Genomic DNA, 22,447 nt, shown 5'->3' on the forward strand with positions numbered 1-22,447 from the left:
ACCATGGAAAAACAGTTACCGTTGTTTGCGTATGAACTGACAGCCTCCGCACAACAGACCATCCGCGAGGCGCTGGCTCTGCTGGAGCGCCAGTTACGCGAGCCCGGCGCGTCATTTACCTCCAGCAGCTCAGTACGTGACTGGTTACGTCTTCAGCTGACAATGGAGGAAAGAGAGGCATTTGTTCTGCTGCTGCTGGATAACCAGCACCGGCTGATTACGCACGAAACGCTGTTCAAAGGCACCATCAGCCATACCGAAGTCCATCCACGGGAAGTGGTGAAGGCCTCCCTGAAATACAATGCAGCAGCGCTGATTGTTGCTCACTGTCATCCTTCAGGCCATGCCGAACCCAGCCAGTCTGACAGACGGGTGACAGAGCGTCTGAAGAACGCTCTGGACCTTGTGGATGTGCGTCTCCTGGACCACCTCGTCATCGGCGGAATGGATATCGTCTCGTTTGCTGAACGGGGCTGGTTATAAGGGAGGAGTATTAATGAAAATTATCAGTAAACGTCAGGCAATGGCGATATACCGCCAGTATCCACAGTCCCAGTTGTTCCGCTTCTGTACCGGCAAATACGCGTGGTCCGGCAGCATCTGCCACTATGCCGGTCGCGAGGTGGAAGATATCAGCGGTGTACTGGCCGTATTCGCAGAGCGCCGCCAGGACCGCAACGGCCCCTATGTCGTATTGCGCAGCGTTACGTTGAATTAATCCACGTTTAAGGAGAGCTACATTTTGTCGAAGAAAACCACGATAACAACGCATGATATCAGCGAACCCTGGTGGGGGCTCAGACGCAGTGTCTCCCCGTGTTTTGGGGCCCGTCTGGTCCAGGAGAGAAACTCCCTGCATTACCTGGCTGACCGTGCGAACTTTGATGGTCAGTTCTGCGATGCGGATTTGCGCTATCTTGACCAGGCCTTCCCGGTACTGATGAAACAGCTGGAGTTAATGCTCACCAGCGGTGAACTGAATCCCCGTCATCAGCACGGCGTCACACTGTATGCAAAAGGTCTGACCTGCGAGGCGGATACGCTCGGTTCGCACGGCTACGTTTATATCGCGATTTATCCCACTCCCGTCACCACGGCATAACACTTTAATACTTCGCCCTTCAACGCACATATCTTCCCACTAAAGAGATAACGTTTATGCAAACCAAATTATCCCCCCTCATGCGGGCGGCATCGTCACGCCCGTCTCCCGTGGGTGTCTGGCAGACCCTGCTGACCTGCCTGCTGGAACATCACTATGGTCTCACGCTTAACGATACGCCGTTCAGTGATGAACAGGTGATTCAGCAGCATATCGACGCAGGTATCTCGCTGTCCGATGCCCTGAATTTTATTGTAGAAAAGTATGAACTGGTCCGCACTGACCGGCCAGGCTTCAGCATCAGGGAGCAGTCTCCGTTTATCACACCCATTGATATCCTCCGGGCCAGAAAGGCTGCGGGGCTGATGAACCGTGGCACGTATAAAGAGGTGACGGCTATTACCAGAGGACAACATCCGCAGGCCAACGCTTCAGGCAAGCGATGATTCGGATAAAAAGAACCGCATCCCACAAGTACATAAACACCAGCCCTGAGCGGCTGGTGTTTTTCTGACTATAAAGGAGAGAAATAATGGCCGGAAATAATGTTAATGAACCCGAAGTGTTAACCGGGCACACTGATGTGATTTGCTCCACCAGCATTGAACGTATTGTTACAGGCCGTAATGCTGCGCTGACACGGATTCAAAGCCTTATCAGTGAACTTGATGATATCTCCATTCTGACCCACGATATCGGCGGTGGTACAGCACAAGAGTGGGGAATGCGGGATGGCCATCGCTACGATTGCTGGTTCACGGAAAAAACCGATAAAGCAATGAAAGCGATGACCCGCAATATTGATCGCCGCATCTGGCGCGATATGATGAATAAATCAGGCATGCTGACCCTGATGGATGCTCAGGCGCGTGACGAGTGGCACAAAAGCCTGGAGAAAAACGATATCCCCGCGATCTCTGAAAACAATATCCTTAGTACCTTTGAGCAACTGAATCACGACAAACAGGCCGTTTTTGAGCGTGGTGTTATCAACGTTTTTAAAGCGTTATCGTGGGATTATAAAACGAACTCACCCTGTAGGTTTGGAAAAAAGATCATCATGGATGGTCTGGTTTCTTACAACCGCTGGGGGTTTAGCTTCACACATGGCTATCGACGCGACCAGATTGTTGATCTGGAACGTATGCTGACACTACTTGATGGTAAGCTGCTTCCGGACAATCGGGCTGACATTGCCTGTCGGCTGAGTGACCATATCGGCCAGCAGCGGACTTCTGAAGTGTATGACGATGAGCTATTCAGGATTAATTATTTTCAGAAGGGGAGTGCGCACATTGCGTTCAAGCGTCCCGAGCTGATTGAGCGGCTCAACGATATTATTGCCAGACACTATCCGGGGATGCTAGCTTGATTATGTTGTGGTAGTTGGGTTCCCTGTTTGGCAACCAAACTATGTGCAGTTCTGTGAAAATCCAAGCAGAAGAATTACTGTATACGAATGTGTATAGCTATTGATGTAATGTAATAAAAATAATTTAATTACAGTGAGTTAAGTTCTTTGTTCGATTCCCTTCGCCCGCTCCAAAAACTCCCTAACGTATTCATTCCTAAGCTTTTTTCTGATTCATACGTGACGGCGCTCGTGATCCTCCTACAAAGAGGTCATACAGCCGATGGCGCAGCGTGATAATCTTTATCGACGTCCAAGCGGTATCTATGTTCTGCGGATCACCGTTCCGGTTCGTTATCGCGCCCTGATAGGGCAGCGTGAAATTCATGCATCTACCCGCACAACCCACCTTGCAGATGCCAGAGCTATTGCCGCGCGTTTGCTGGATAAGTGGTATGCGTCTCTGGAAGAGTTCAGGCAAGTGGATAAAGAGAAGATCAGGGGCAATGCCCCATTGTTGACTGGCGCAGGCAAAATCAGCCTGACGCTATTTTGCGAGTCATTTGGGGTTGGGGTTGAGACTGTCATCCAGCATCTTCTGACAGACAATGTGCCGCTGTATGCCCTTGTGTCGAACCAGCGTGGCTTTCTGATTGATGATTTCAGCACGCTTGAGCGTGATCCTGATACCCATGGGTTCGTTTTGAATAACATTGCGTATGACGGTGCTGAGGCTGCTGTGAACGGCTATATGCAGCTTTACCAGCCGCAGTTTGCCCTTATTGAATTGCTGAACGGGCGAGAGGTTGAGGTTACGGCATTCAGGGCTAACAACGGCAATCCACTTTCTCTCTGGTTGTTGGATTTGCCCGGGGTGACGCTGGATGCAAGCTCTTTGTTCATCAACAACGTGCAGGCTGAAAAACTACGTAGCGTCTGGGATAGAGCGCTTGCGAAATCGGAACCGTCAACCACTCCACCAACATCGCCGACAGTGCTAACAGCGGCGCTTTCTTCGGCCGCTATCATGAACCCGTATTGCAATCCGATGCATGCAAGCATGACGGTTTCAGCAGTGCTGGAAGAGTTTCTGGCCTATAAAAATACGGGCGATATTAAGTTAGCCAGTGAGGAGAAAATTCGTTCCAGAATCGAGCACTTTACGGAAATTATGGGTGACATATCCTTAGGTGAGCTGGATCGTGAGGTCGTGAAGGATTACGTCACCAGAATGCAAAGTATGCCCGGCAACTTGTATCTGATGCGGCGGAAATACAAGATCTCTGACACGCACAAGTTGATTGAAAAGGCGCTGGCTGATGGTCAGCCAGTAATGAGCCGAGATGCGATTGGCAGACATATTGAGTCTCTGGGTTCAATGCTTAAATGGGCAAAGAGCGAGCGTTACCTTTTTGATAACCCAGCCGAGAATATACTTGCCCAGAGCCGTCCTACGGTGCGGGAGCAGGATCGCCGCGACCTCTTCACCGAGGATGAGCTATTGCGTATTTTCTCTGCTGACTGGTTCAAAAACGGTGCAGGGACACCTAATCAATACGGACGTTATACGAATTTTCGCCCGTTTCACTACTGGTTGCCCCTGCTGGCATTATATGTAGGCGGGCGCATTAATGAGCTTTGCCAGCTTTATCTGGCGGATATTCGCGTGGATAAAAACGGCGTTGCCTACATTGATTTTAACCTTGATGCGCCAGATAAGATGATGGATGAAGAGGCGCTGGCTGGCGGCGATAAATCCTTGAAAACGGTGAATGCGATCCGTCAGGTTCCAATTCATCCACGACTTATCGAATTAGGGCTGCTGAAGTATGTAGATGCATTGGAAGCTGCCGGGTATGATCGTCTTTTCCCTGAGTTGAAGCATAATAAAATCAAAGGATATCGCGCCGCAGCCTCCAAATGGTTCAACGAAAACTACTTTGGCAAAGTCCTCGGTTTTCCCCGTGACGGTAAGAAAACGTTCCATTCGCTGCGGCATACTTTCATCAATGCCGTAGACGAGTTTGAGAGCAACGAACGCACGATTGCGCAGCTTGTTGGACATGTTCGGGGCAGCACCACCGCGATGACAACCTATCGTAAGGATGCTGATGTGGGAGAGCAATTGGGCGTGATTGCGCAGCTTCGCTACAGTTTGCCTGATATTGCGCAGTTCGACTCGCAAGCGGGTATCAAGGCGGTCATCGACGCACGGCGCAGACATAAATCATAGGATGTGCCAAACGCGCCAGGAAGCTCTGTGGCGCGTTTTTATCAGAGATAGTGTCTATCAGAGCAAAAGTTGCATTAGCCCTCGCTTGTGCAATCAGTATCTGTAACCAACCAAATCAGCTAAAATAATTTTATTAGATAACTTTATATAGAGGATGAATTAATGGACAGCTACATGGAGCCAGATCCGGAGAAAACTTATATAAGCCCCAGCTTGCCATCTTTTGGTAACAAAGATTTGAAAATACGAATTGCCTCAAAAGCGATAGTTAGTAATGAAGGATATGAGTTCGCAAAAATTAAGGATGAAATTATACTCAGGCACAAGCTAGATGCATCAACTTATATAACAGCGAAGTTTTTTGAAAGTAGTAAGGAAATATTTGTTCTATCTATTCAAAAGTTCTCCACGCAAACTGGACAGCCTTATGGTTCTGGTTTTTCTTTTATAGGTGATGAGATTGGTAAGTTTATTGAATTTCTAGCTAACATTAATTCAATGGGCTTTAACGGCAATGGTCCCATGAAAATTACGGATGAGGAGCTTAGGGAAATCGTTTTAACTAATAACCAAGCTTCACAACTTTTAAATGGGAATGAGGTGGCTATCGCTGAGGCGCTTAAAACACATGTAACTAAAAAGGATATTATATCAATAGCATACCGTAAAAAACAACTTGATACATTTAATAGGCTTCTTAATGATGAAGCATTTTTTGAATATGCTAAGAAAGAAAAAAACTGCTCGAATGAGGCTTTGTGGCAAAAGTTTTTTGAAAAAAATCCTTGGATCTTTGGATATGGATTAAGTTATATCTACTTATCAAGTTTGAACGATAAGAAAATAGAGCAGGTTGTTCAGGGAGCGCAGATTGGTCAACATGGAAAACGAGTTGATGGATTGCTGAAAACAAGAGGTGCAATTTCTAATCTATGTTTCGTTGAAATAAAAACAAATACAACTGGCTTACTAGCTAATACTCCATATCGCTCAGGTTGTTGGGCCCCATCAAGTGAATTAACTGGTGCTGTGGCACAAATTCAAGGGACAGTTTCTTATGCTATGGATTCAATAAAAAGGAATTTAAATTTAACAGATTCTTATGGGGATCCAACGGGAGAGGAGCTATTTAATTTTAATCCAAAATCATTTTTGGTTGTAGGTAATCTCTCTCAGTTTTCATCTGATAATGGTATCAATCATGATAAATTGCGGTCGTTTGAAAATTTTAGAAGCAATTTGATCCGTCCAGAAGTTATCACTTTTGATGAGCTGTATGAAAGAGCTCGATTTATTGTTGCATTTAGCGAAAACATATGATCTATTTTTTATATGAAAACTATAAATAGCCCATAATGATCAATGGGATACAAGTATTGTAGCGCCTTGAATCGTATCCCTAATTATTTATTTTCGAAGCCCGTCCACGCTTTCCAGTGGTAGGTTCATCACTGTTTTGCTGGCGGTTTCGATGTTGCCAACGATGTCTTCGCGCGGGCCGCTGCGCCAGTCATCGCTTGCGTAAAAAGCGTCGAGAATCGTAGCCATGCTTTCAGGACTGACAAAGGCGCGAATCAGGTAATAGCAGTCCGGGTCATGCAGCGAGTTACCAAACGACACGACATCGATCCCGTGGCGTTGGTGTAGAGGAACACTGATTTCCTGCATAATGGCGTGAAAAGCGGCACCGCTGCCTTTGCGTAAGGTGTATTGCAGTATCTCGACAGTTTTCAAGCGTTATCTCCGTGTCGCTTCTGGGCGGCTCCTAGTTGATAGCAATAAAGTAAACCGGACTGGACCATGAAGCTACCACTAATCAGACAGTCATCCGTAAGCAGAAGCCGCGATATGCGGTTCAAACGCGCTGTAAGGCTCTCTGGCGAGTTTTTTAAAGCAGGTAGTGAAATCATGGTGCAGAATTCACTGCGTTCTCATAGAGTGGCTGACGAAGCTAGTTCAAACAAGCGTAGCCTTGCCACTGGCTGAATATGCAGGCTCATACAGAAAAATATGAACCAGAGGAGCAAGGACATCTATGGCGACCTACCGACAAATTGCCGATGATGTTAAATCCCGGACGGGGAAAGCTGTCAAAACATGCTGGATCGCTCATGTTAAGTCATTGCATGGGCTAACCCGCGGCGTATCACCGAACCGGATCAGCGCCGAAAGCCGGGTTTATCCTTGCCCTGATCAATGGGTTGCGGAGATCGAGCAATCAATGAGAAATCTGGGCGAGCTTTAGCTTTGCCGCGCCGCTTAACTTTGGAGGCTGTTTGCCTCTATAAGGAAAAGCCTACAGCCGAGGAGATTTTCGGATGCAATGCCTGAGAGGGGCACTTGCCGATCTAGGACATCCACTTTTTCGCGCCCAACTTATCCGGCTGCATTTACACCGCGAACACGTTGAAGGTTAACAGCTTCTGGTTTGTGTTTGGTTGTTGCAAAAGTGAGGCAAAAACGGCAGGTTTACTTTTGATGGGAAAGGCTTAATACAACGAGCATGAGAAAAGCGTAATTGTTAAAAATGTTAAAACAATAGTTGTTCTTTAAGATGTTAACCCTTCCTCGGGGGGGAAGCCGGACATATCAACCCTAAGGCCATCTGAGAAGATAGCCTGTAGGTTTGCTCGGTTCCCCTTGCCAGATGAAGATCAAGTCTTCCTCGTGGTGTGACGACCTTTCTTGAAAGATGCATTATGCGCAAAAGAAGCTACTCAAGAATCCGCCGATAGCTACTTTCACCCTCTGCTTGGCTGCATCAAACGCTTGCGCGCCCTACCTACCACAATCAACGTTACGCAGAGTTCCCATCCTGACGTTTTCCGCAAAAGAGCGGTAATGCTCCATCTATCCGGACCGGTTTACCGCATGAGATAGATGTCTCGCTCAAAATAGCATAGGCTTAACTTCATTAAAAGTGTTATATATCAGTCAAGTGCGTTCATATTCTGAACGCACTTGACTCATGTCGAACAACACATAGCATCAGTATCTGTATAATTGATTGTCGACACCGTAGTCGATTTGGCTTGTCGTTATAATTGATTAACATTAATACAATAGGTTAACAGGTGGCTCAATGTTATTAGCTCATATGTCGGCAGTGGAAGAGCAACTTCTTGCCACTTCTAAAATTCCGGCAAATTCTGGTCACTCTTTGCACAAAGGAACGCCGAGAGAAGCTTTCATCAGGGAATTTTTAGAGGCCCACTTACCTTCAACACTTGCAATTGGAACAGGCGAAATAATCGATAGTAACTCCTCGCCAAATTCACCACGGCGGCAGTTTGATATTGTGATTTATAAACGTAGCCTTCCTAAGCTCGATTTTGGTGGTGGTGTGAGTGGCTTTCTCGTGGAGTCAGTGATCGCAACGATAGAAGTTAAGTCCACCCTTGATAAAGCGGGAATGGAGCAAGCTATTACTGCTGCCTATCAGGCGAAGAGACTTAAAAAAAATGAACAGTGGTCTTTCAGTAGTGGTTATATCCCTCCTGCCATTCTCAACTTCGTTGTCGCCTATGATGGTCCTCAGCAGATGGATACGGTTCTTGGTTGGATCATTGATATAGAGAATAAATTAGGTATTACTGGAAACGATTTACCCCTGGGAGAGCAGAGAATCAGCGTCCCAAGTGAATCGATAGATGGGGTATTTTTACTCGATAGAGGTTTTGTTACATTCGATAATTTCCCGATCGGGTTTTTGGATGATGAAGATCGGCAGAAGACACCAAAAAATAAATGGGTGGCGGTAACTGCGCAGCGAGGAAGCTTGTTATGGCTTTTCCAAATGTTGACCCAAGCCTCTATGAATATTAATGGAACGTTTTTGAATTTAAATCCATATATGAAAAATTTGAGAGTTGCTCTCCGCACTGGATGATAGATGAATGCCAACAAACGACCGTTTTCCGGCATCTCTTTTGAGGTGACTTCCAGACTGTTGAAAAATTAGCCTTGGCAATTGTTGGCAGGCGTCCTATTGTTGACACCGTTTTCTGGCAGGGGCCGGATGAGGTGATTACTATGGCGACTTTTGGCTACGGGCGTGTTTCTACATCGCAGCAGGAAACTGAGAACCAGCGACTGGAGATTGAACAAGCGGGATGGCAAATTGACTTCTGGTTTGCCGATGTTGTCAGCGGGAAGGTTCCGGCCATGCAGCGTAAAGCGTTCTCTGAGTTGCTTGGTAAGATCCGTGAAGGTGAAACGCTGGTTGTAGCGAAGTTGGATCGCCTCGGGCGTGATGCTATTGACGTCCTGCAAACGGTCAGTGAGATGGCAGAGCGTAATATCAAGGTCATTGTCCACCAGCTTGGCACGACTGATCTCACCTCCGCAGCGGGTAAGCTTCTGTTGTCGATGCTGGCAGCGGTTGCGGAGATGGAGCGTGACCTACTGATCGAACGCACCCAGGCGGGGCTGTCGCGAGCAAAAGCCGAAGGCAAGAAATTGGGCAGACCTTCTAAAATCGCACCAGAAGCCCGTAGAGCGATTATAGAGAAAAAGAATAGCGGAACCAGTGTCAGTGCGTTAGCACGTGAATACGGCGTTTCAAGGGCAACAATATCGGCATTTATTTTACAGTGACAAAAATTGAAAAGCTGCAAAACAACAGAACCTTATTATGCGCCTGCATTATTCACCTAAGAACTCTTAGGTGAATAATGCAGGCGCGGCAATCTATCGTTTCATGTGTCGACTCAAAAATGGCATCATCTTTTCGGTAACTAGCTCGGCCAGTTTTTTTACATGCTCATGAGAAAGTTGTTCCCCTTCCTTAGCACCACAGTTCTTAAAGCCATAATCGATGGCCTCCGCCAGAACTCTATTTTTTTCTCTTTCAAAAGATAATTCAATAGCGTAAGGCATTACTTGATCGAATGCTTTTATTAAGTTCTCGTTATTATATTTCTCATATCTATATGCGCTTTTTATATCTTCTATGTTAAGTGTGGTTAAATCCACTTTTAATAATAACTCTTCACCAGACATAGGGTTTATTGCGTATGTTCTCTCAATATTTGAACCGGAATAGTTCTCTGATAAACAGACAATCGCGCGCTGGACACCGAAGTATTCAACATAAGCAATTAAAATACCAAGAGCTTGGTTACCAAAAATGCTAACACAGTGTAGCGGTGTCTGAGGCGGCCTGTCTAAGATTACATCTTTTTCATAGTAATAACCGAAACAAGGTTCCCCATCTTTTTCTTTAAGATACGTCATTGCATTTTCACAGCTATGAGGATTTATTCCCGCTTCATAAGCAAGCGCCAAGGCAGTTTTTATGAGAGATCTTCCAGCGGAAACACCTCCAAAGGCTAGTTTAAATTGCAATGGTTCATCAAGATACTCACTTTTACTCTCCATACTCTCAAGAACTTTTTCAATATCTATGGCCGGGAATTTATTTTTTAACTCCTTAACCATTCTCCTTGCTTCATCTAGATTTCGTGCGGTAATATTGATTGTTTTGCTAGTATCTTCGTTAATTAAAACCTGAGGTTTCGAGGGCGTCATACCACCTTCATGATGGACAAGATATTCTTTTCCACTTATGGTTTTTAATTTCTCTGGCCTTGGTATCCCTCTTTCCCTGTTTACCATGAATAATATATTGAATGGATTGAGTTGTTTACTTAGCTCTGAATCCCAATTTATTCCAGAAATATTGTTGCAAGCGTTACATATAAATCCTTTTACTTTTTTTCGCCCGCCGATACTATTAGGTATTATATGTTCCTTGGAATCGTTTTTATCATTGATTTCCTGATCGCACAAAGCGCAAAAGCCCATTTTAAACTCCTTTTTCTATGTATTTATTAGGTTGGGTGTTACTGTGTATATAATAAATATTATAACATAATGGGCTTTGTGAATGACCTTATAAAATTATGATTGTAACTAATTGATTATTCAAAAGAAGCACTTATAACCTCTCCGGAGTTGGCGTCGAAAACACAAAAATATTGAAGCGGTGTTAACATTCCCAGACTGTTAATGGCGTTAGCCTGATGTCCAAATGCTTGAATCGTTTTCTTTTTCTCATCATGCCACAAGTAAGTTCCGAAAACCGGCTGCGCTTCACTTTCCTGCCACACATGGCGAAACGTCGCTTTCTTGTCCATTACCTGTTTGCACTCCTTGACCGGGTTATGGTGCGTTTTTGCATAGCATTCCGGGCTGTTACCTGAACATAAGGCATTTTGTTTTGTTAGCGTTTGTTCTGCACCTACAGCTGAACAGGCAAATACGCCCAGCACCAATGAGAGGGTGCCCAGAGCCCCCCATGCAATTGCGCGTAGCGTGCTGATGTGCTGCTTCGATACAACATGGGCGACTACACTATAGCTGGCCCAGCTAAGCGCGGCTCCCGCTGCCATCGGTAATAAAAATTCTGCTCCTGCCATGATTCCCTCATTTTCCAAACAGCATCGCGCCTGATAGCGAACGCTGGTGACGCCCAACCGATGATCATCATCATACCTGTTAGGTTTAAAATGTCACCATTGGTGTTTATTTTGAATCATTGGCGGTTGTCATGATACAGGCGACTAATGCGAGTGACTAAGCTCGCTGATGCGAGATTAGGTTCAAAATGTCTCATGTAGAGCGTGGCCTTACAGTGGTCAAAACTGCACATTCAGGGAATGAAAAAATCCCTGAGAATACAATTTGGCGAGCGGGTAAAAGAACTGCGCATAGCCACCGGAATGAGCCAGGAAGCCTTTGCTGATCGGTGTGGGTTTGCACGTAGCTATATGAGCCGTATTGAACGCGGTGGTTCTAATGCGTCCCTTGATGCTATAGAGGTGCTGGCTAATGCCCTGAGCGTCGAGCCGTGGCAGTTATTAGCATCCGACTCATCTGAAGATAACGACCCGGAACTATTGGTTCCATATGCGGCCGATGGCTCGTGCTTTAATCCTGGACTGGCGAGCAGTCGCGATGGCTCCTTTGGCGTGGGCGATAAGACCTCCCAAAAACGTTTTGGCACGTTTTCCGAAGCGCTTGAGTATCTCCGCAGCATGGAGACCGCAAAGTGGCGTAGGCCTAATGCCAGTGGCAATTGGGGGATCGTATCAGCGGTTCGTTGGGACAAACTGCGAAAGTAGCGCAACTGTAAGATTAAGAACTTTATTGCTGTATGAATGAACAGTATTCGTTCGATGTAGATAGCTTACTGTTTCATCGGCTCTTTTTTCTATAAGAGTGAATAAAACAGCAAAATGCGGGTGCATTACGTAGGCGTTACAGTGGCGTTTCACTTTGGCTCTGAATGGCTTAATTAATATAAATAACATTGAGTTAAATAGTCATTCTTATCAAGATTCGGCGGGTTTTAACTCGTTTCAAAATCCGAAAGCAGTGGCGTTTACTTAACGCCCATGCAGTTGCGCAGGAATGTTGTAGTTCCTCCTACAAAACCCTCCTACAATGCGTCAAGTTTTTGTTAATAAATCCATGGGATTACGAGATCTTTGGAGCGGGGGTGATTTCCCTTCGCCCGCTCCAATTTCAAATCTCCCGAACTCTACTCAAGTCAACTACCTACTGATTTTACTCGATTTTTCGTCAATTCAATCCAACCTGACTTACCCCAAATCAACACCTTATGTCGTATAGAAATGTGTATAGACTCTCCTGGACACTCTGAAGCTATACACACAGGGAGATCTCAGAGGAGAAAACTATACATATGCCTCTTACAGACCTTGAGATACGCCGTGCGAAGCCTTCTGAGAAAGCATATACGGAAGCGGATGGTAACGGGCTATCTCTGCAAATCGTGCCTAACGGTTCAAAGGGATGGCGTTTCCGTTACCGCTTTGAGGGAACATGGATCTTGCTCCTCGTGACAATACCCTACAAAGCCATGAGGTTATCATCGTTAAAGATATCCGTATTAATTGCCTTAACATTAGAAATAATAAAAATGGTGCGGATACTAACTTAGTGCTTAATTTATATAAAAAACATTCGGATAAATATTTAACACATTGATTTTTATATGAATAGGATATATTTTAATACAGTATTGATTTTATAAAAATTTTTAAGGGAAGTTATTATACTTCCCTTAATGCACACTTTAAGAAATTTGCAAACTATTGATGTAAGGGATATATGAATTTTATTCAATAGGCAAGTTGTGCTGTTTTAAGAAAGATAGCTTATCCCAATAGCCTCTTTGAAATACAATTTTATTGTTTACTATTTGAAAAAAACCGCAACCTCTCAAACCTAATGGGGCACGCCACTCTAAAATTGCCCATTGTCCATCTTCGAAAATGTTTTCAACGATACAAACCATTTCTGGAATAGAAAAATCTTGTTCAAACATTTTCTTTATAGCCTCTTTCCCAATAACTGGCTCATTGGCTACCTGATGGTTTATTGCATTATCATCATATAATTCTGAAATAATTTCTACATCTGCATTATTAAATGCGTCAACCCATTGGCAAAGTATTTCTTTTGGCTTCATATAAATTATCTCCAGGCCTGTAAATATTTCTTTGCAACAGCATAACATCAAAATCTTATCAAGCTCAAAATTTATTTAAAGCATAGGAAAACTTTTAAAGTGCAATAATAACTCTGACCTGCTCCCCACAAATTGATGCAGATAGATGTTAGCTGGTCCGCTCCTGGCACGGAGCGGACCAGCTAACTGAGCTGAAGGTCCGCTGTGAGCGAAGTATAGTCATTCACACCCTGAGAATTACACTTTTAAGTGATTCAGGGTATGCGCTTACTGGTTACGAATATTGAGTGAGAATCACGTGATGATCGCCGCTTTTCTTTCGAGCCAGTAGGTGCTCCACGTTCGCTAACGAATACTCAGGGCATGCAGATAACTGCTGGCTATATTTCTTTCGAAGAACGTGGAATGCATACCAATCCCCGATAAAAAGGAGTTGGTGATGACTGTGACTAATCAGTTTGCTGTACACCTTGGTCTGGACTGGGCAGATAAAAAACACGATGTCTGTGTTCAGTTTAAAAACTTTAAATAAGGTAGATCCAGAAGTTCATGCTATTCATCCGCAGCATGATGTAAACCTGCATCAGCGGGGCACCAATCAACAAGAAGAATCAACGACGACCCAATTTCTTACCCAAATAATTTTTATAGAAATGGTTCGCGAAGCTACCCATAAACAAACACGCTGTTTGTACATTTTAGCCCGCGCGACAAAAAAATAGCGGTATCCCACGCCTGCTGCTCATGTTGCATCAGCGCTTCTTCGTTCACACGCTTGTAGGGAGCTGGAGCGTCTGGCTAAGGCGTTTTATTTTGCTCATTACGCCTGGCCTGAAATTTTTATCTATGTTTAAAGTATTACTATTCCTGTGGATAAAGTACATGACATTTAGTTTGATATATTATGCTGTGGCTATTTATGTGACTTCATGATATTGCTCATTGATTCCCGCCAAATGCTGCTCCAGAAACCTACAGAACCCGCATCAGTTCAAGTATGATTGTTCTCCCCGGACGGGCGGCACCTGCTATTTTGCAGGCCATAACCTGGACGGTTTATCAATGACGATAATTATTTGGGCGATGAATTTGATTCGGTGCCTGACGGAAATAACGATCCCGACCATCTTTCAGACCGCTGAATTATTGTAGGGGCATCACAGGGAGCATTAACATGAAAGGTACTTATCTCGCTATTGCGCTCGGTTTATTTTCTTGTTCGGCGCTGGCCGCTGAACGGGTGATTCATTTTGGTACCAGCGCAACCTATCCGCCGTTTGAATTTGTCGATGGTAATAACCAGGTGGCTGGTTTTGATATCGATATTGCCAAAGCGGTATGTAAGGAACTCCAGGCGACCTGCAACTTCACCAATCAGAGTTTTGATAGCCTGATCCCGGCGCTGCGTTTTAAGAAAATGGATGCGGTGATCGCCGGTATGGATATCACACCGCTGCGTGAAAAGCAGGTTGATTTCTCGACGCCGTACTTCAACGAACTGTCGGCGGTTGCGGTGGTGCGCAAAGATACCTTCCATACCTTTGCCGATTTGAAAGGTAAAAAGCTTGGCCTGGAGAACGGGACTTCGCATCAGCGCTACCTCCAGGATCGCCATGGCGAGATTGAATCTCAAGCCTATGATAGCTATATGAACGCGCTAATCGACCTGCGAAACGGACGTCTGGACGGGGTGTTTGGCGACGTGGCGGCGATGAAAAACTGGCTGAAGGAGAACCCGGACTTCGTCATTATGGATGAGCACGCCACCGATCCTGAATATTATGGTAAAGGCCTGGGCATTGCGCTGCGTAAAGGGAACCCGCTGCTGGCGGAGATAAACCAGGCGCTGGAGAAGGTGATGGCTTCTCCTGAATATAGCGAAATTAAAGATCGCTGGATTAAATAATCGTCCATGACAACGCGTCAGTCTTACCTGCTGGCGCGTCATAAAAACCCGTTAAAGCCGCATACGAATGCCGTCGGTTCGGCGATTTAACCCTCGAGTTGTGCAAGTTCGGTGCTGGATTATCTACGCCCCCTGATGGCGATCCATTCACAACTTTAATTGTTAGTTTTATCGGCCTTTCCTGACATTGTGCTCATCAGACACGTATTTCTTAGGGTTATTGATTAGGTGTTGCTTACTCATGTACGACCCGGTAATCATAAGAATAAATATTATTAATCATTTGTTTTTTAATGATTAAATGATTTTTTTTGTGTGTTTTATCATGTCAATCACATTTCCCCTTTCGCCAACTTTAAATCCAGAAAAGTAGACGTTTGTCGAATTTTCATCTAAAAAGTTGGGGTAAGGGACTAGACAGGACCATTTTTAGGTTATCAAATGGTTAAATATCATCACGTTAAATGTGAATAATTGACCTTGTGTATAAAAGGTCAACACGCTTCCCGTGGTTTTAAATCGCTGCGGGTATCTTTTGGGAGAAGTTATGCATTCCTCTGTGAATAAAAATGAAAGTCGGACCTTTTTTGGTCATCCATACCCGCTTGGTTCGCTGTTCTTCACCGAAATGTGGGAGCGATTCTCGTTCTACGGCATTCGCCCATTACTGATCCTGTTTATGGCGGCCACCGTTTATGACGGCGGCATGGGGCTGGCGCGTGAGAACGCCTCGGCGATCGTGGGTATCTTTGCCGGTGCGATGTATCTTGCCGCGCTGCCGGGCGGCTGGCTGGCGGATAACTGGCTTGGTCAACAAAAGGCGGTCTGGTACGGTTCGATTCTGATTGCGCTGGGCCATCTGTCCATCGCGCTGTCGGCGGTGATGGGCGACACGCTGTTCTTTATCGGCCTGATGTTTATCGTGCTTGGTTCCGGCCTGTTCAAAACCTGTATTTCGGTGATGGTTGGGACGCTCTACAAGAAGGGTGATGCGCGCCGCGACGGTGGATTTTCGCTGTTCTATATGGGCATCAATATGGGGTCGTTCATTGCACCGCTGATCTCCGGATGGCTGATTAAGTCTCACGGCTGGCACTGGGGCTTTGGTATCGGCGGTATCGGGATGCTGGTCGCGCTGGTTATCTTCCGCGTCTTTGCCGTTCCGGCGATGAAACGCTACGACAGCGAAGTCGGTCTCGACTCAACCTGGAATAGCCCGGTCGTGAAAAGAAACGGTGTGGGCGGATGGCTGCTGGCGCTGGCGGTTGGCGTGGCGATTGTCATTACACTGATTGCCCAGGGCGTTATCGTGATTAACCCTGTCGCGGTTGCCAGCATGCTGGTCTACGTCATTGCCGCCTCGGTGGTGCTGTACTTCATCTATCTGTTTGCCTTCGCTGGCTTAAGCCGCAAAGAGCGCGCTCGCTTGCTGGTCTGCTTTATCCTGCTGGTTTCGGCGGCCTTTTTCTGGTCGGCGTTCGAGCAGAAGCCAACCTCATTCAACTTGTTCGCTAACGACTACACCAACCGTATGATCGGCTCTTTTGAGATCCCGGCAGTATGGTTCCAGTCGATCAATGCTCTGTTCATCATTTTGCTGGCACCGGTATTTAGCTGGGCGTGGCCTGCGCTGGCGCGCAAAAACGTGCGTCTGAGCAGCATCACCAAGTTTGTTATCGGCATTCTGTGCGCCGCCGCAGGCTTTGGCCTGATGATGCTGGCGGCACAAAACGTGCTGAGCAACGAAGGGGCTGGCGTCTCGCCGATGTGGCTGGTCGGCAGTATTCTGATGCTGACGCTGGGCGAGCTGTGCCTGAGCCCGATTGGTCTGGCGACCATGACGCTGCTGGCGCCGGAAAGAATGCGTGGTCAGATGATGGGGCTGTGGTTCTGCGCCAGCGCGCTGGGGAACCTGGCGGCAGGCCTGATTGGCGGTCATGTGAAGGCCGATCAACTGGATATGCTGCCTGACCTGTTCGCCCGTTGTTCCATTGCGCTACTGATCTGTGCTGCGGTGTTGTGTGTGCTGATTGTGCCGGTTCGCCGGATGCTGGAAAACACCCAGAGCAAGAAGCCGCAGGACCCGACGGCTAACGCGTAATACCTCTGAAACCCGGCGCGTGCTGTGCCGGGTTTTAGACTGATGATAGTGTGCTCACTTGTCTGCCGGGCGGCGGCTAGCGCCTGGCCCGGCCTACATAAGCCACAACATCAGCACGTGACGAATTTTTCGCAGATCCGTGCTGCGCCGGGTTTACTTTTTAACGGTAAACAATACCGCCATCGATCAGGATCGATTGACCGGTAACATAGTCGGAATCCGGGCCTGCCAGATACGAAACCAGGCTTGCCACATCGTCCGGCGTTTCAGCACGACCCAACGCGATACCTTCCACATACTTTTTATAGGTTTCGCCAACCGGTGCGCCGGTTATCTCTGCGAAGCGTTTATCGATTTCAGTCCACATACCGGTACCCACAATCCCCGGGCAGTAGGCGTTAACCGTAATGCCGCGGCTGGCGTACTCTTTTGCGGCCGCCTGGGTCAGGGCGCGCACGGCAAATTTGGTCGCGGAATAGATTCCCAGCAGCGCGAAGCCATCATGCCCGGCGATAGAGCAGGCGTTGATGATTTTCCCTTTTTGCTGACGGTCGATGAATTTTTTCGCCGCCGCCTGAATGCCCCACAAGGTGCCCTGAACGTTGATACGCATAATCCGATCAACCTCTTCAGGGGTCACGTCGGCCAGCGCCTGTACCTGCGCGATCCCGGCGTTGTTGACGATAATATCAAAGCCGCCCAACGCCTTTTCCGCCGCGTCAATGGCGGCATAAACCTGATCTCGGTCGGCGATATTGGCGACGAAGGTGGCTGCTTTACGGCCCAGCGCCTCGACTTCGGCGGCGACGGCGGCAATCCCTTCAGGATTCACGTCCACCAACATTAGCGACGCGCCATCTTTGGCCAGACGCAACGCAATACCGCGGCCAATGCCCTGACCCGCGCCGGTTACCAGCGCAACTTTATTTTCGATAGCCATATTCTGTACTCACCTTGTACTGATTAATAAACCTGGGATCTCTGCGACTGACGTCATATCAACGTAGTGAATTGAATTACTCTATCTGGCACGATAAGCATGGCCTACCCCCCTGATGGGGGGGATAATGACCAACGGACTGGATTAAGAGGTAATCGCGGTATGGCTTTTTTATCCTCACAGGATGATTCACTGGCGGCCTTTGTTGAGCAGGAACCTTTCCGCTTCACGCGCGCGCTGCCGCTAATCGCCACCCGCTTTACGCCGCCCCGCTCGCCGGAAACGCTATTGGCCCGGGAGCGTCTGCTCCAGCGCCTCGATGACGCGACATCCCGCCGATTGACGCTGGTTTGTGCACCCGCCGGATTTGGCAAAACGACCCTGCTGGCGCAGTGGTATCGGCATCGCCATCGACAAGGTGATGCGCTGGCCTGGCTGAGCCTTGATGAGGATGACAGCGCGCCGCTGCTGTTTATGCGCTATTTGCAAGAGGCGCTACGACCGCTGTGGCAAGGCTGGAGCTCGCCTTTTCTACATGCTCTGGAGGGGGAACTTCCAGCCGATATCGCTCTGTTCCTTGCCGAACTCGTCAATCAGCTCAATCAGTGCCCGCACCCGCTATATCTTATTCTCGACGACTATCAGTGTATTACCGATCCGGCGATTCAGCGGGGAATGAGCTGGCTGCTAAACCATGCGCCGTCTTCTTTGCATCTGATTATCGGCAGCCGTCACCAGCCGCCTTTAGCGCTAAGCCGCCTGCAAATGCAGGACCAGCTACTGGAGGTGTATGACCCGGAGCTGCGCTTTAATCCCAGCGAAGCCAATGCCTATTTTGCTGCCTCGCCAGCGCTTAATCCGCAGGATATTCCCCGGCTGATTGCGCTGACGGAAGGTTGGGTAGCGGGGATGAAAATGGCTGCGCTATCCCATGACGCCGGTTCTTCATCTGCGGCGATGGGGCTTAGCGCCAGCTCGCGGTCAATCTCCCGCTATCTCGAAGAGGTTATCTTTGCGCCGCTTCCAGCTGAGGTATTTGATTTTCTTCTGCACACTTCGCTGCTTAACCGCCTGCACCCGGCGTTATGCGATGCGGTTAGCGGCAGAGATAACGCCAGGGAGATGCTGGCGTGGATTGGGCAGCACAACCTGTTTCTGTCGGCGCTGGATGAGGGCGGCCTCTGGTTTCGCTATCATCCGCTGATGCGTGACGCCTTACTGCACCGCCTGCAGCACAGTAGCGAGATTGATATTCGCCAGTTGCACGACCGCGCCAGCGGGTGGTTTGCCTCACAACATCTTTGGGCTGAGGCGATTCGCCACGCGCTGGCTGCCGGTAAATCGGCGACGAAGGATGCCGAGGCCGGGGCGCAGTCGCTGGCGGAAGAGGGGGATATTGATACCCTCGTGCGCTGGATCCGCTATCTACCCGACAACCTTGATCCGTCGCGCATTGAACTTCAGCTCAATCTGGCCTGGGCGCTAGCGCACCGTTTCCGCTTTAGTGATGCCCGCCAACTGCTCGATGCCATTGAGATGCAGGCGGCTGCCAGGCCTGATGTTCTGGCCCGCAGTTCGCGGGTAAAGTTGCAGGTTGTGCGGGCGATTTGCGAAGCCTTTGCTGACAACATTTCGCGCAGCATTGCCATTGTCGAGCCGCTGCTGTGTGAGGTGCCGTGCGGCGATGTTTGGGTCGATGGCCTGGTGTGCAACATCCTCAGCTACTGCCACCTCGCGGATTCACGGCCACAGCAGGCGCTGGATGTTCAGCAGCGAGTGGCGGGGGCGAGCGTCGCCAACCGTAACCTTTTTGTTGAAGTCTACCGGGCGTTCGTAATGGCGCAGGGTTATCTGCGCCAGGGGAATCTCGCCGAGGCGGAGCGGCAGGCCACGCGTGCGCTGCGTTATGCGCAACAGCACACCGGTGTTAACTCCAGCAGCGGGGCGACCCTGGCCCCCATACTGGCGGAGATTGCCTGGGAAAAAGGCGACGTTGAGCAGGTCCAGAGCCTGCTCGCCCCGCGCCTGGAGATGATTGATAACTTTTGCCCGCCAGACGGCCTTAGCCGCTGTTACATCGTGCTGGCCCGTCAGGCCCGCGCGACGGGCGAGCGGGAAAAGGCGGAGTCGTTATTACTTCATGCCGAGGGGCTGGCCGCCCAGCGCGGCTGGCTGCGGGCGCAGGCTCCGCTGCTGGCGGAACGGCTCGCCATGTCGCTCCACGCGGGTGACAGATCAACTGCCGAAACGCTGCTGTGCCGCCTGCAGGGGCTTAATCAGGCGCAACAGCAGGATGCGGTTGGCGGATATATCGCATTAAGCCAGAGTCGTTTACTTTATGCTTCCGGCGAGCCGCTGGCCGCCGCACGGCAGCTGGATAAACTAGCAAGCGTCCGGGAACACAACGGCGAGTGGCTGTTTGCCGTGCGTTTACGGTTGATGCAGGCGCTCGCCCTTTGGCGCGCGGGGGCTCAGGAGCAGGCTGTGGTTGTTTGCCGACCGGCCCTTTCGCGCGCATTGCACCAGGGACTGTTGCGCAGCCTGCTGGAAGGCGGGGCGGAGATGGCTTCGCTACTGAGTGAGATACTTAAACGTGGTGGGCCGGACGACAACCTGGCCGCTGATATCCCATCTCTGTTATCGCATTTCGCGACCGCCGGGATTGCCACGGATGAGAATCGCCCGCAGCCGCCCGCTTTGCGTCTTACCGAACGGGAGCAGCAAACGCTGCGTTTGATCGCCGAGGGGTATTCCAATAAAGGCGTTGCGCGCGAGCTGGGCATTTCGGCGGAAACCGTCAAATGGCATCTCAAACAGCTTTACGAGAAGCTACAGGTGAAAGGCCGTATTCAGGCGGTAAATCAGGCACGAGAGTGGCGTTTGTTAAATTAACGTGACCTTATCCCCCATAGCCAGCGTTAGCGTCCAGGACTATGCTTACAACCAAACCAATAAAAAGAGCTGAGGCAATGTCATGGATAAGGAACTACTGGAAGCGGGCTATCGCGCCTATACCGGGGAGCAGATTGATGTCTACTTCAATACCGCTCTCTGCCAGCACTCGGGAAACTGCGTGCGCGGTAGCGCAAAGCTTTTCAACCTGAAGCGTAAACCGTGGATCGTTCCCGACGAGGTGGATGTCGCCACGGTCATCAAGGTTATCGATACCTGCCCAAGCGGCGCACTAAAGTATCGCCACAAATAAGCGAGGAAATGATGGAAATACTGGAAGGCCACAACAAGTTTTACGTCAATGACGCCGAGGGGAATCAGGTGGCGGAAATTGTTTTTGTACCCACAGGCGAGCATCTCAGCATTATTGAACACACTGACGTGGACCCCAGCCTGAAAGGTCAGGGCGTGGGGAAAAAGCTGGTGGCGAAAGTGGTCGAAAAAATGCGTGGCGAGCAGCGGAAAATTATTCCGTTGTGCCCGTTTGCTAAACATGAGTTTGATAATACTCGCGAGTACGACGATATCCGCGCCTGAAATTAATGCGCCAGCGAGCTGGCGCAACAATTCCTCAAACTCGTAATCAGGGCGAACGAGTGGGGGGCATCCTGCAATTATTCCTCAGAGAACGCTATCTCAACTGCTCGTAGAACAGCAGGGCGGCTATTGCCACCATAATCATGCCGGAAGCAATACTGACTTTTTGTGCCATCTGGGGCCGGGTCGCCAATAGCGTTTTTGCGCCGTAGCCGACCAGTAAATAGACCAGCGTGCAGGTCACCAGATGAATGCCGCCCAGCGTCGACATTTGCTGCGCTACCGACCAGCTTCCTTTAGGATCGGTAAACTGCGGCAGCAGGGCCAGAAACAGAAGGAAAACCTTTGGGTTCAGCCCGCTGATGCAGAGCCCCTTAACTGCCCAGCGATTCCAGGTGCCCATTGTCTGTTCTTCGGCATTTGGCGTTGGCGGGTGGCGCAGAATAGCGATGCCCAGCCACATCAGGTAGCCCGCGCCCAGCAGGGTAATCGTCGACAGCGCCAGCGGATGGTTGGCAATTAAGACCCCGATACCCGCAACCACGATAAGCGTCGCCAACAGGTGACCGGACATGAGTCCGGCGACCGCCGGTATCACGCGACGTCCGTTAATCCCCGCGCTGATAGCATAGGCCCAATCGGCACCGGGGGTGATGATCAGTAGAAAAGAGACCAGCCAGAAACTGGCGATAAAGCTCATCTCCATGGACAGCCCACCTCTGCGCGATAGTGGCGATTTCCCATTGTCGTTTCCCTCATTAATTGTGGCTATTTGAGGGAAAGAATATCGGCTTTATTACGCAATGAGTTTTCAATGTTATGCTCATA

The 22,447-nt window shown here is 48.8% G+C and carries 21 protein-coding genes and 1 pseudogene; 16 read left to right on the top strand and 6 right to left on the bottom strand.

Going from position 1 to position 22,447, the window contains the following annotated elements:
* The first annotated feature begins 3 nt into the window (after positions 1–3).
* The 7 genes from radC (at position 4) to HV213_RS05625 (ending at position 6,006) form a co-directional block, all read left to right on the top strand.
* Positions 4–483 (top strand): RadC family protein, encoded by a 480-nt coding sequence (radC, locus tag HV213_RS05595; protein ID WP_049238640.1) that lies wholly within the window; start codon positions 4–6, stop codon positions 481–483.
* 13 nt (positions 484–496) lie between these two features.
* Entirely contained in the window at positions 497–718 is a 222-nt protein-coding gene (locus tag HV213_RS05600; protein WP_049238638.1) for a DUF987 domain-containing protein, read from the top strand.
* Positions 719–742: 24 nt separating this feature from the next.
* The gene (locus HV213_RS05605; protein WP_049238636.1) at positions 743–1,102 is read left to right on the top strand and encodes a type IV toxin-antitoxin system YeeU family antitoxin; all 360 of its coding nucleotides are present in this window, start codon (positions 743–745) and stop codon (positions 1,100–1,102) included.
* Between the two features lie 56 nt (positions 1,103–1,158).
* The gene (locus tag HV213_RS05610) at positions 1,159–1,548 is read left to right on the top strand and encodes a TA system toxin CbtA family protein (RefSeq protein ID WP_049238634.1); all 390 of its coding nucleotides are present in this window, start codon (positions 1,159–1,161) and stop codon (positions 1,546–1,548) included.
* Between the two features lie 86 nt (positions 1,549–1,634).
* Entirely contained in the window at positions 1,635–2,474 is an 840-nt protein-coding gene (locus HV213_RS05615) for a DUF4942 domain-containing protein (RefSeq protein WP_049238632.1), read from the top strand.
* Between the two features lie 262 nt (positions 2,475–2,736).
* Positions 2,737–4,686 (top strand): site-specific integrase, encoded by a 1,950-nt coding sequence (locus HV213_RS05620; protein WP_181484969.1) that lies wholly within the window; start codon positions 2,737–2,739, stop codon positions 4,684–4,686.
* Between the two features lie 162 nt (positions 4,687–4,848).
* Complete coding sequence (locus HV213_RS05625) at positions 4,849–6,006, top strand: Shedu immune nuclease family protein (protein WP_135731426.1); 1,158 nt, start codon at positions 4,849–4,851, stop codon at positions 6,004–6,006.
* A gap of 87 nt (positions 6,007–6,093) precedes the next feature.
* Here the strand turns inward: HV213_RS05625 and HV213_RS05630 are convergent, their stop codons facing one another.
* Positions 6,094–6,420 carry an NIPSNAP family protein gene (locus tag HV213_RS05630; protein WP_097641557.1) on the bottom strand — a complete coding sequence of 109 codons (327 nt, stop codon included), beginning with the start codon at positions 6,418–6,420 and terminating at the stop codon, positions 6,094–6,096.
* Positions 6,421–7,768: 1,348 nt separating this feature from the next.
* Here HV213_RS05630 and HV213_RS05635 point away from each other — a divergent pair.
* Together HV213_RS05635 and HV213_RS05640 are read left to right on the top strand one after the other, a co-directional pair.
* Positions 7,769–8,575 carry a DUF6602 domain-containing protein gene (locus HV213_RS05635; protein ID WP_181484970.1) on the top strand — a complete coding sequence of 269 codons (807 nt, stop codon included), beginning with the start codon at positions 7,769–7,771 and terminating at the stop codon, positions 8,573–8,575.
* Between the two features lie 143 nt (positions 8,576–8,718).
* The gene (locus tag HV213_RS05640; RefSeq protein WP_181484971.1) at positions 8,719–9,282 is read left to right on the top strand and encodes a recombinase family protein; all 564 of its coding nucleotides are present in this window, start codon (positions 8,719–8,721) and stop codon (positions 9,280–9,282) included.
* A gap of 93 nt (positions 9,283–9,375) precedes the next feature.
* Here the strand turns inward: HV213_RS05640 and HV213_RS05645 are convergent, their stop codons facing one another.
* Both HV213_RS05645 and HV213_RS05650 read right to left on the bottom strand, forming a co-directional pair.
* Complete coding sequence (locus HV213_RS05645) at positions 9,376–10,491, bottom strand: HNH endonuclease (protein ID WP_181484972.1); 1,116 nt, start codon at positions 10,489–10,491, stop codon at positions 9,376–9,378.
* A gap of 116 nt (positions 10,492–10,607) precedes the next feature.
* On the bottom strand, positions 10,608–11,105 hold the full coding sequence (locus HV213_RS05650; RefSeq protein ID WP_109554783.1) for a hypothetical protein: 498 nt from the start codon (positions 11,103–11,105) through the stop codon (positions 10,608–10,610).
* Between the two features lie 240 nt (positions 11,106–11,345).
* Between HV213_RS05650 and HV213_RS05655 the strand changes: the two genes are divergently transcribed.
* Both HV213_RS05655 and HV213_RS33705 read left to right on the top strand, forming a co-directional pair.
* Positions 11,346–11,810 (top strand): helix-turn-helix domain-containing protein, encoded by a 465-nt coding sequence (locus tag HV213_RS05655; protein ID WP_135731421.1) that lies wholly within the window; start codon positions 11,346–11,348, stop codon positions 11,808–11,810.
* Between the two features lie 584 nt (positions 11,811–12,394).
* A pseudogene (locus tag HV213_RS33705) lies at positions 12,395–12,532 on the top strand (Arm DNA-binding domain-containing protein); the annotation flags it as partial.
* A gap of 297 nt (positions 12,533–12,829) precedes the next feature.
* Here the strand turns inward: HV213_RS33705 and HV213_RS05665 are convergent.
* Positions 12,830–13,183 (bottom strand): nuclear transport factor 2 family protein, encoded by a 354-nt coding sequence (locus HV213_RS05665; protein WP_181484974.1) that lies wholly within the window; start codon positions 13,181–13,183, stop codon positions 12,830–12,832.
* 1,174 nt (positions 13,184–14,357) lie between these two features.
* On the opposite strand from HV213_RS05665, the gene HV213_RS05670 reads away from it, so the two are divergent.
* Both HV213_RS05670 and HV213_RS05675 read left to right on the top strand, forming a co-directional pair.
* Entirely contained in the window at positions 14,358–15,089 is a 732-nt protein-coding gene (locus tag HV213_RS05670; protein WP_181484975.1) for an arginine ABC transporter substrate-binding protein, read from the top strand.
* 547 nt (positions 15,090–15,636) lie between these two features.
* Complete coding sequence (locus HV213_RS05675) at positions 15,637–17,190, top strand: peptide MFS transporter (RefSeq protein WP_181484976.1); 1,554 nt, start codon at positions 15,637–15,639, stop codon at positions 17,188–17,190.
* Between the two features lie 160 nt (positions 17,191–17,350).
* Here the strand turns inward: HV213_RS05675 and HV213_RS05680 are convergent, their stop codons facing one another.
* Positions 17,351–18,130: an acetoin reductase gene (locus HV213_RS05680; RefSeq protein WP_110276384.1), complete on the bottom strand. Its 780-nt coding sequence runs from the start codon at positions 18,128–18,130 to the stop codon at positions 17,351–17,353.
* Positions 18,131–18,292: 162 nt separating this feature from the next.
* Here HV213_RS05680 and HV213_RS05685 point away from each other — a divergent pair, with 162 nt between their 5' ends.
* The 3 genes from HV213_RS05685 to HV213_RS05695 all read left to right on the top strand — a co-directional run bounded on the left by HV213_RS05685 (position 18,293) and on the right by HV213_RS05695 (position 21,619).
* Entirely contained in the window at positions 18,293–21,022 is a 2,730-nt protein-coding gene (locus HV213_RS05685; protein WP_181484977.1) for a LuxR C-terminal-related transcriptional regulator, read from the top strand.
* Positions 21,023–21,104: 82 nt separating this feature from the next.
* On the top strand, positions 21,105–21,335 hold the full coding sequence (yjdI, locus tag HV213_RS05690) for a 4Fe-4S mono-cluster protein YjdI (RefSeq protein WP_139540215.1): 231 nt from the start codon (positions 21,105–21,107) through the stop codon (positions 21,333–21,335).
* Between the two features lie 11 nt (positions 21,336–21,346).
* Positions 21,347–21,619 carry a GNAT family N-acetyltransferase gene (locus HV213_RS05695; RefSeq protein WP_110276387.1) on the top strand — a complete coding sequence of 91 codons (273 nt, stop codon included), beginning with the start codon at positions 21,347–21,349 and terminating at the stop codon, positions 21,617–21,619.
* A 94-nt stretch (positions 21,620–21,713) separates the two neighbouring features.
* Here the strand turns inward: HV213_RS05695 and HV213_RS05700 are convergent, their stop codons facing one another.
* Entirely contained in the window at positions 21,714–22,325 is a 612-nt protein-coding gene (locus HV213_RS05700; protein ID WP_181484978.1) for a LysE family translocator, read from the bottom strand.
* Between the last annotated feature and the right edge of the window lie 122 nt (positions 22,326–22,447).

This window comes from Klebsiella sp. RHBSTW-00484, assembly GCF_013705725.1.
GTDB lineage: Bacteria > Pseudomonadota > Gammaproteobacteria > Enterobacterales > Enterobacteriaceae > Klebsiella.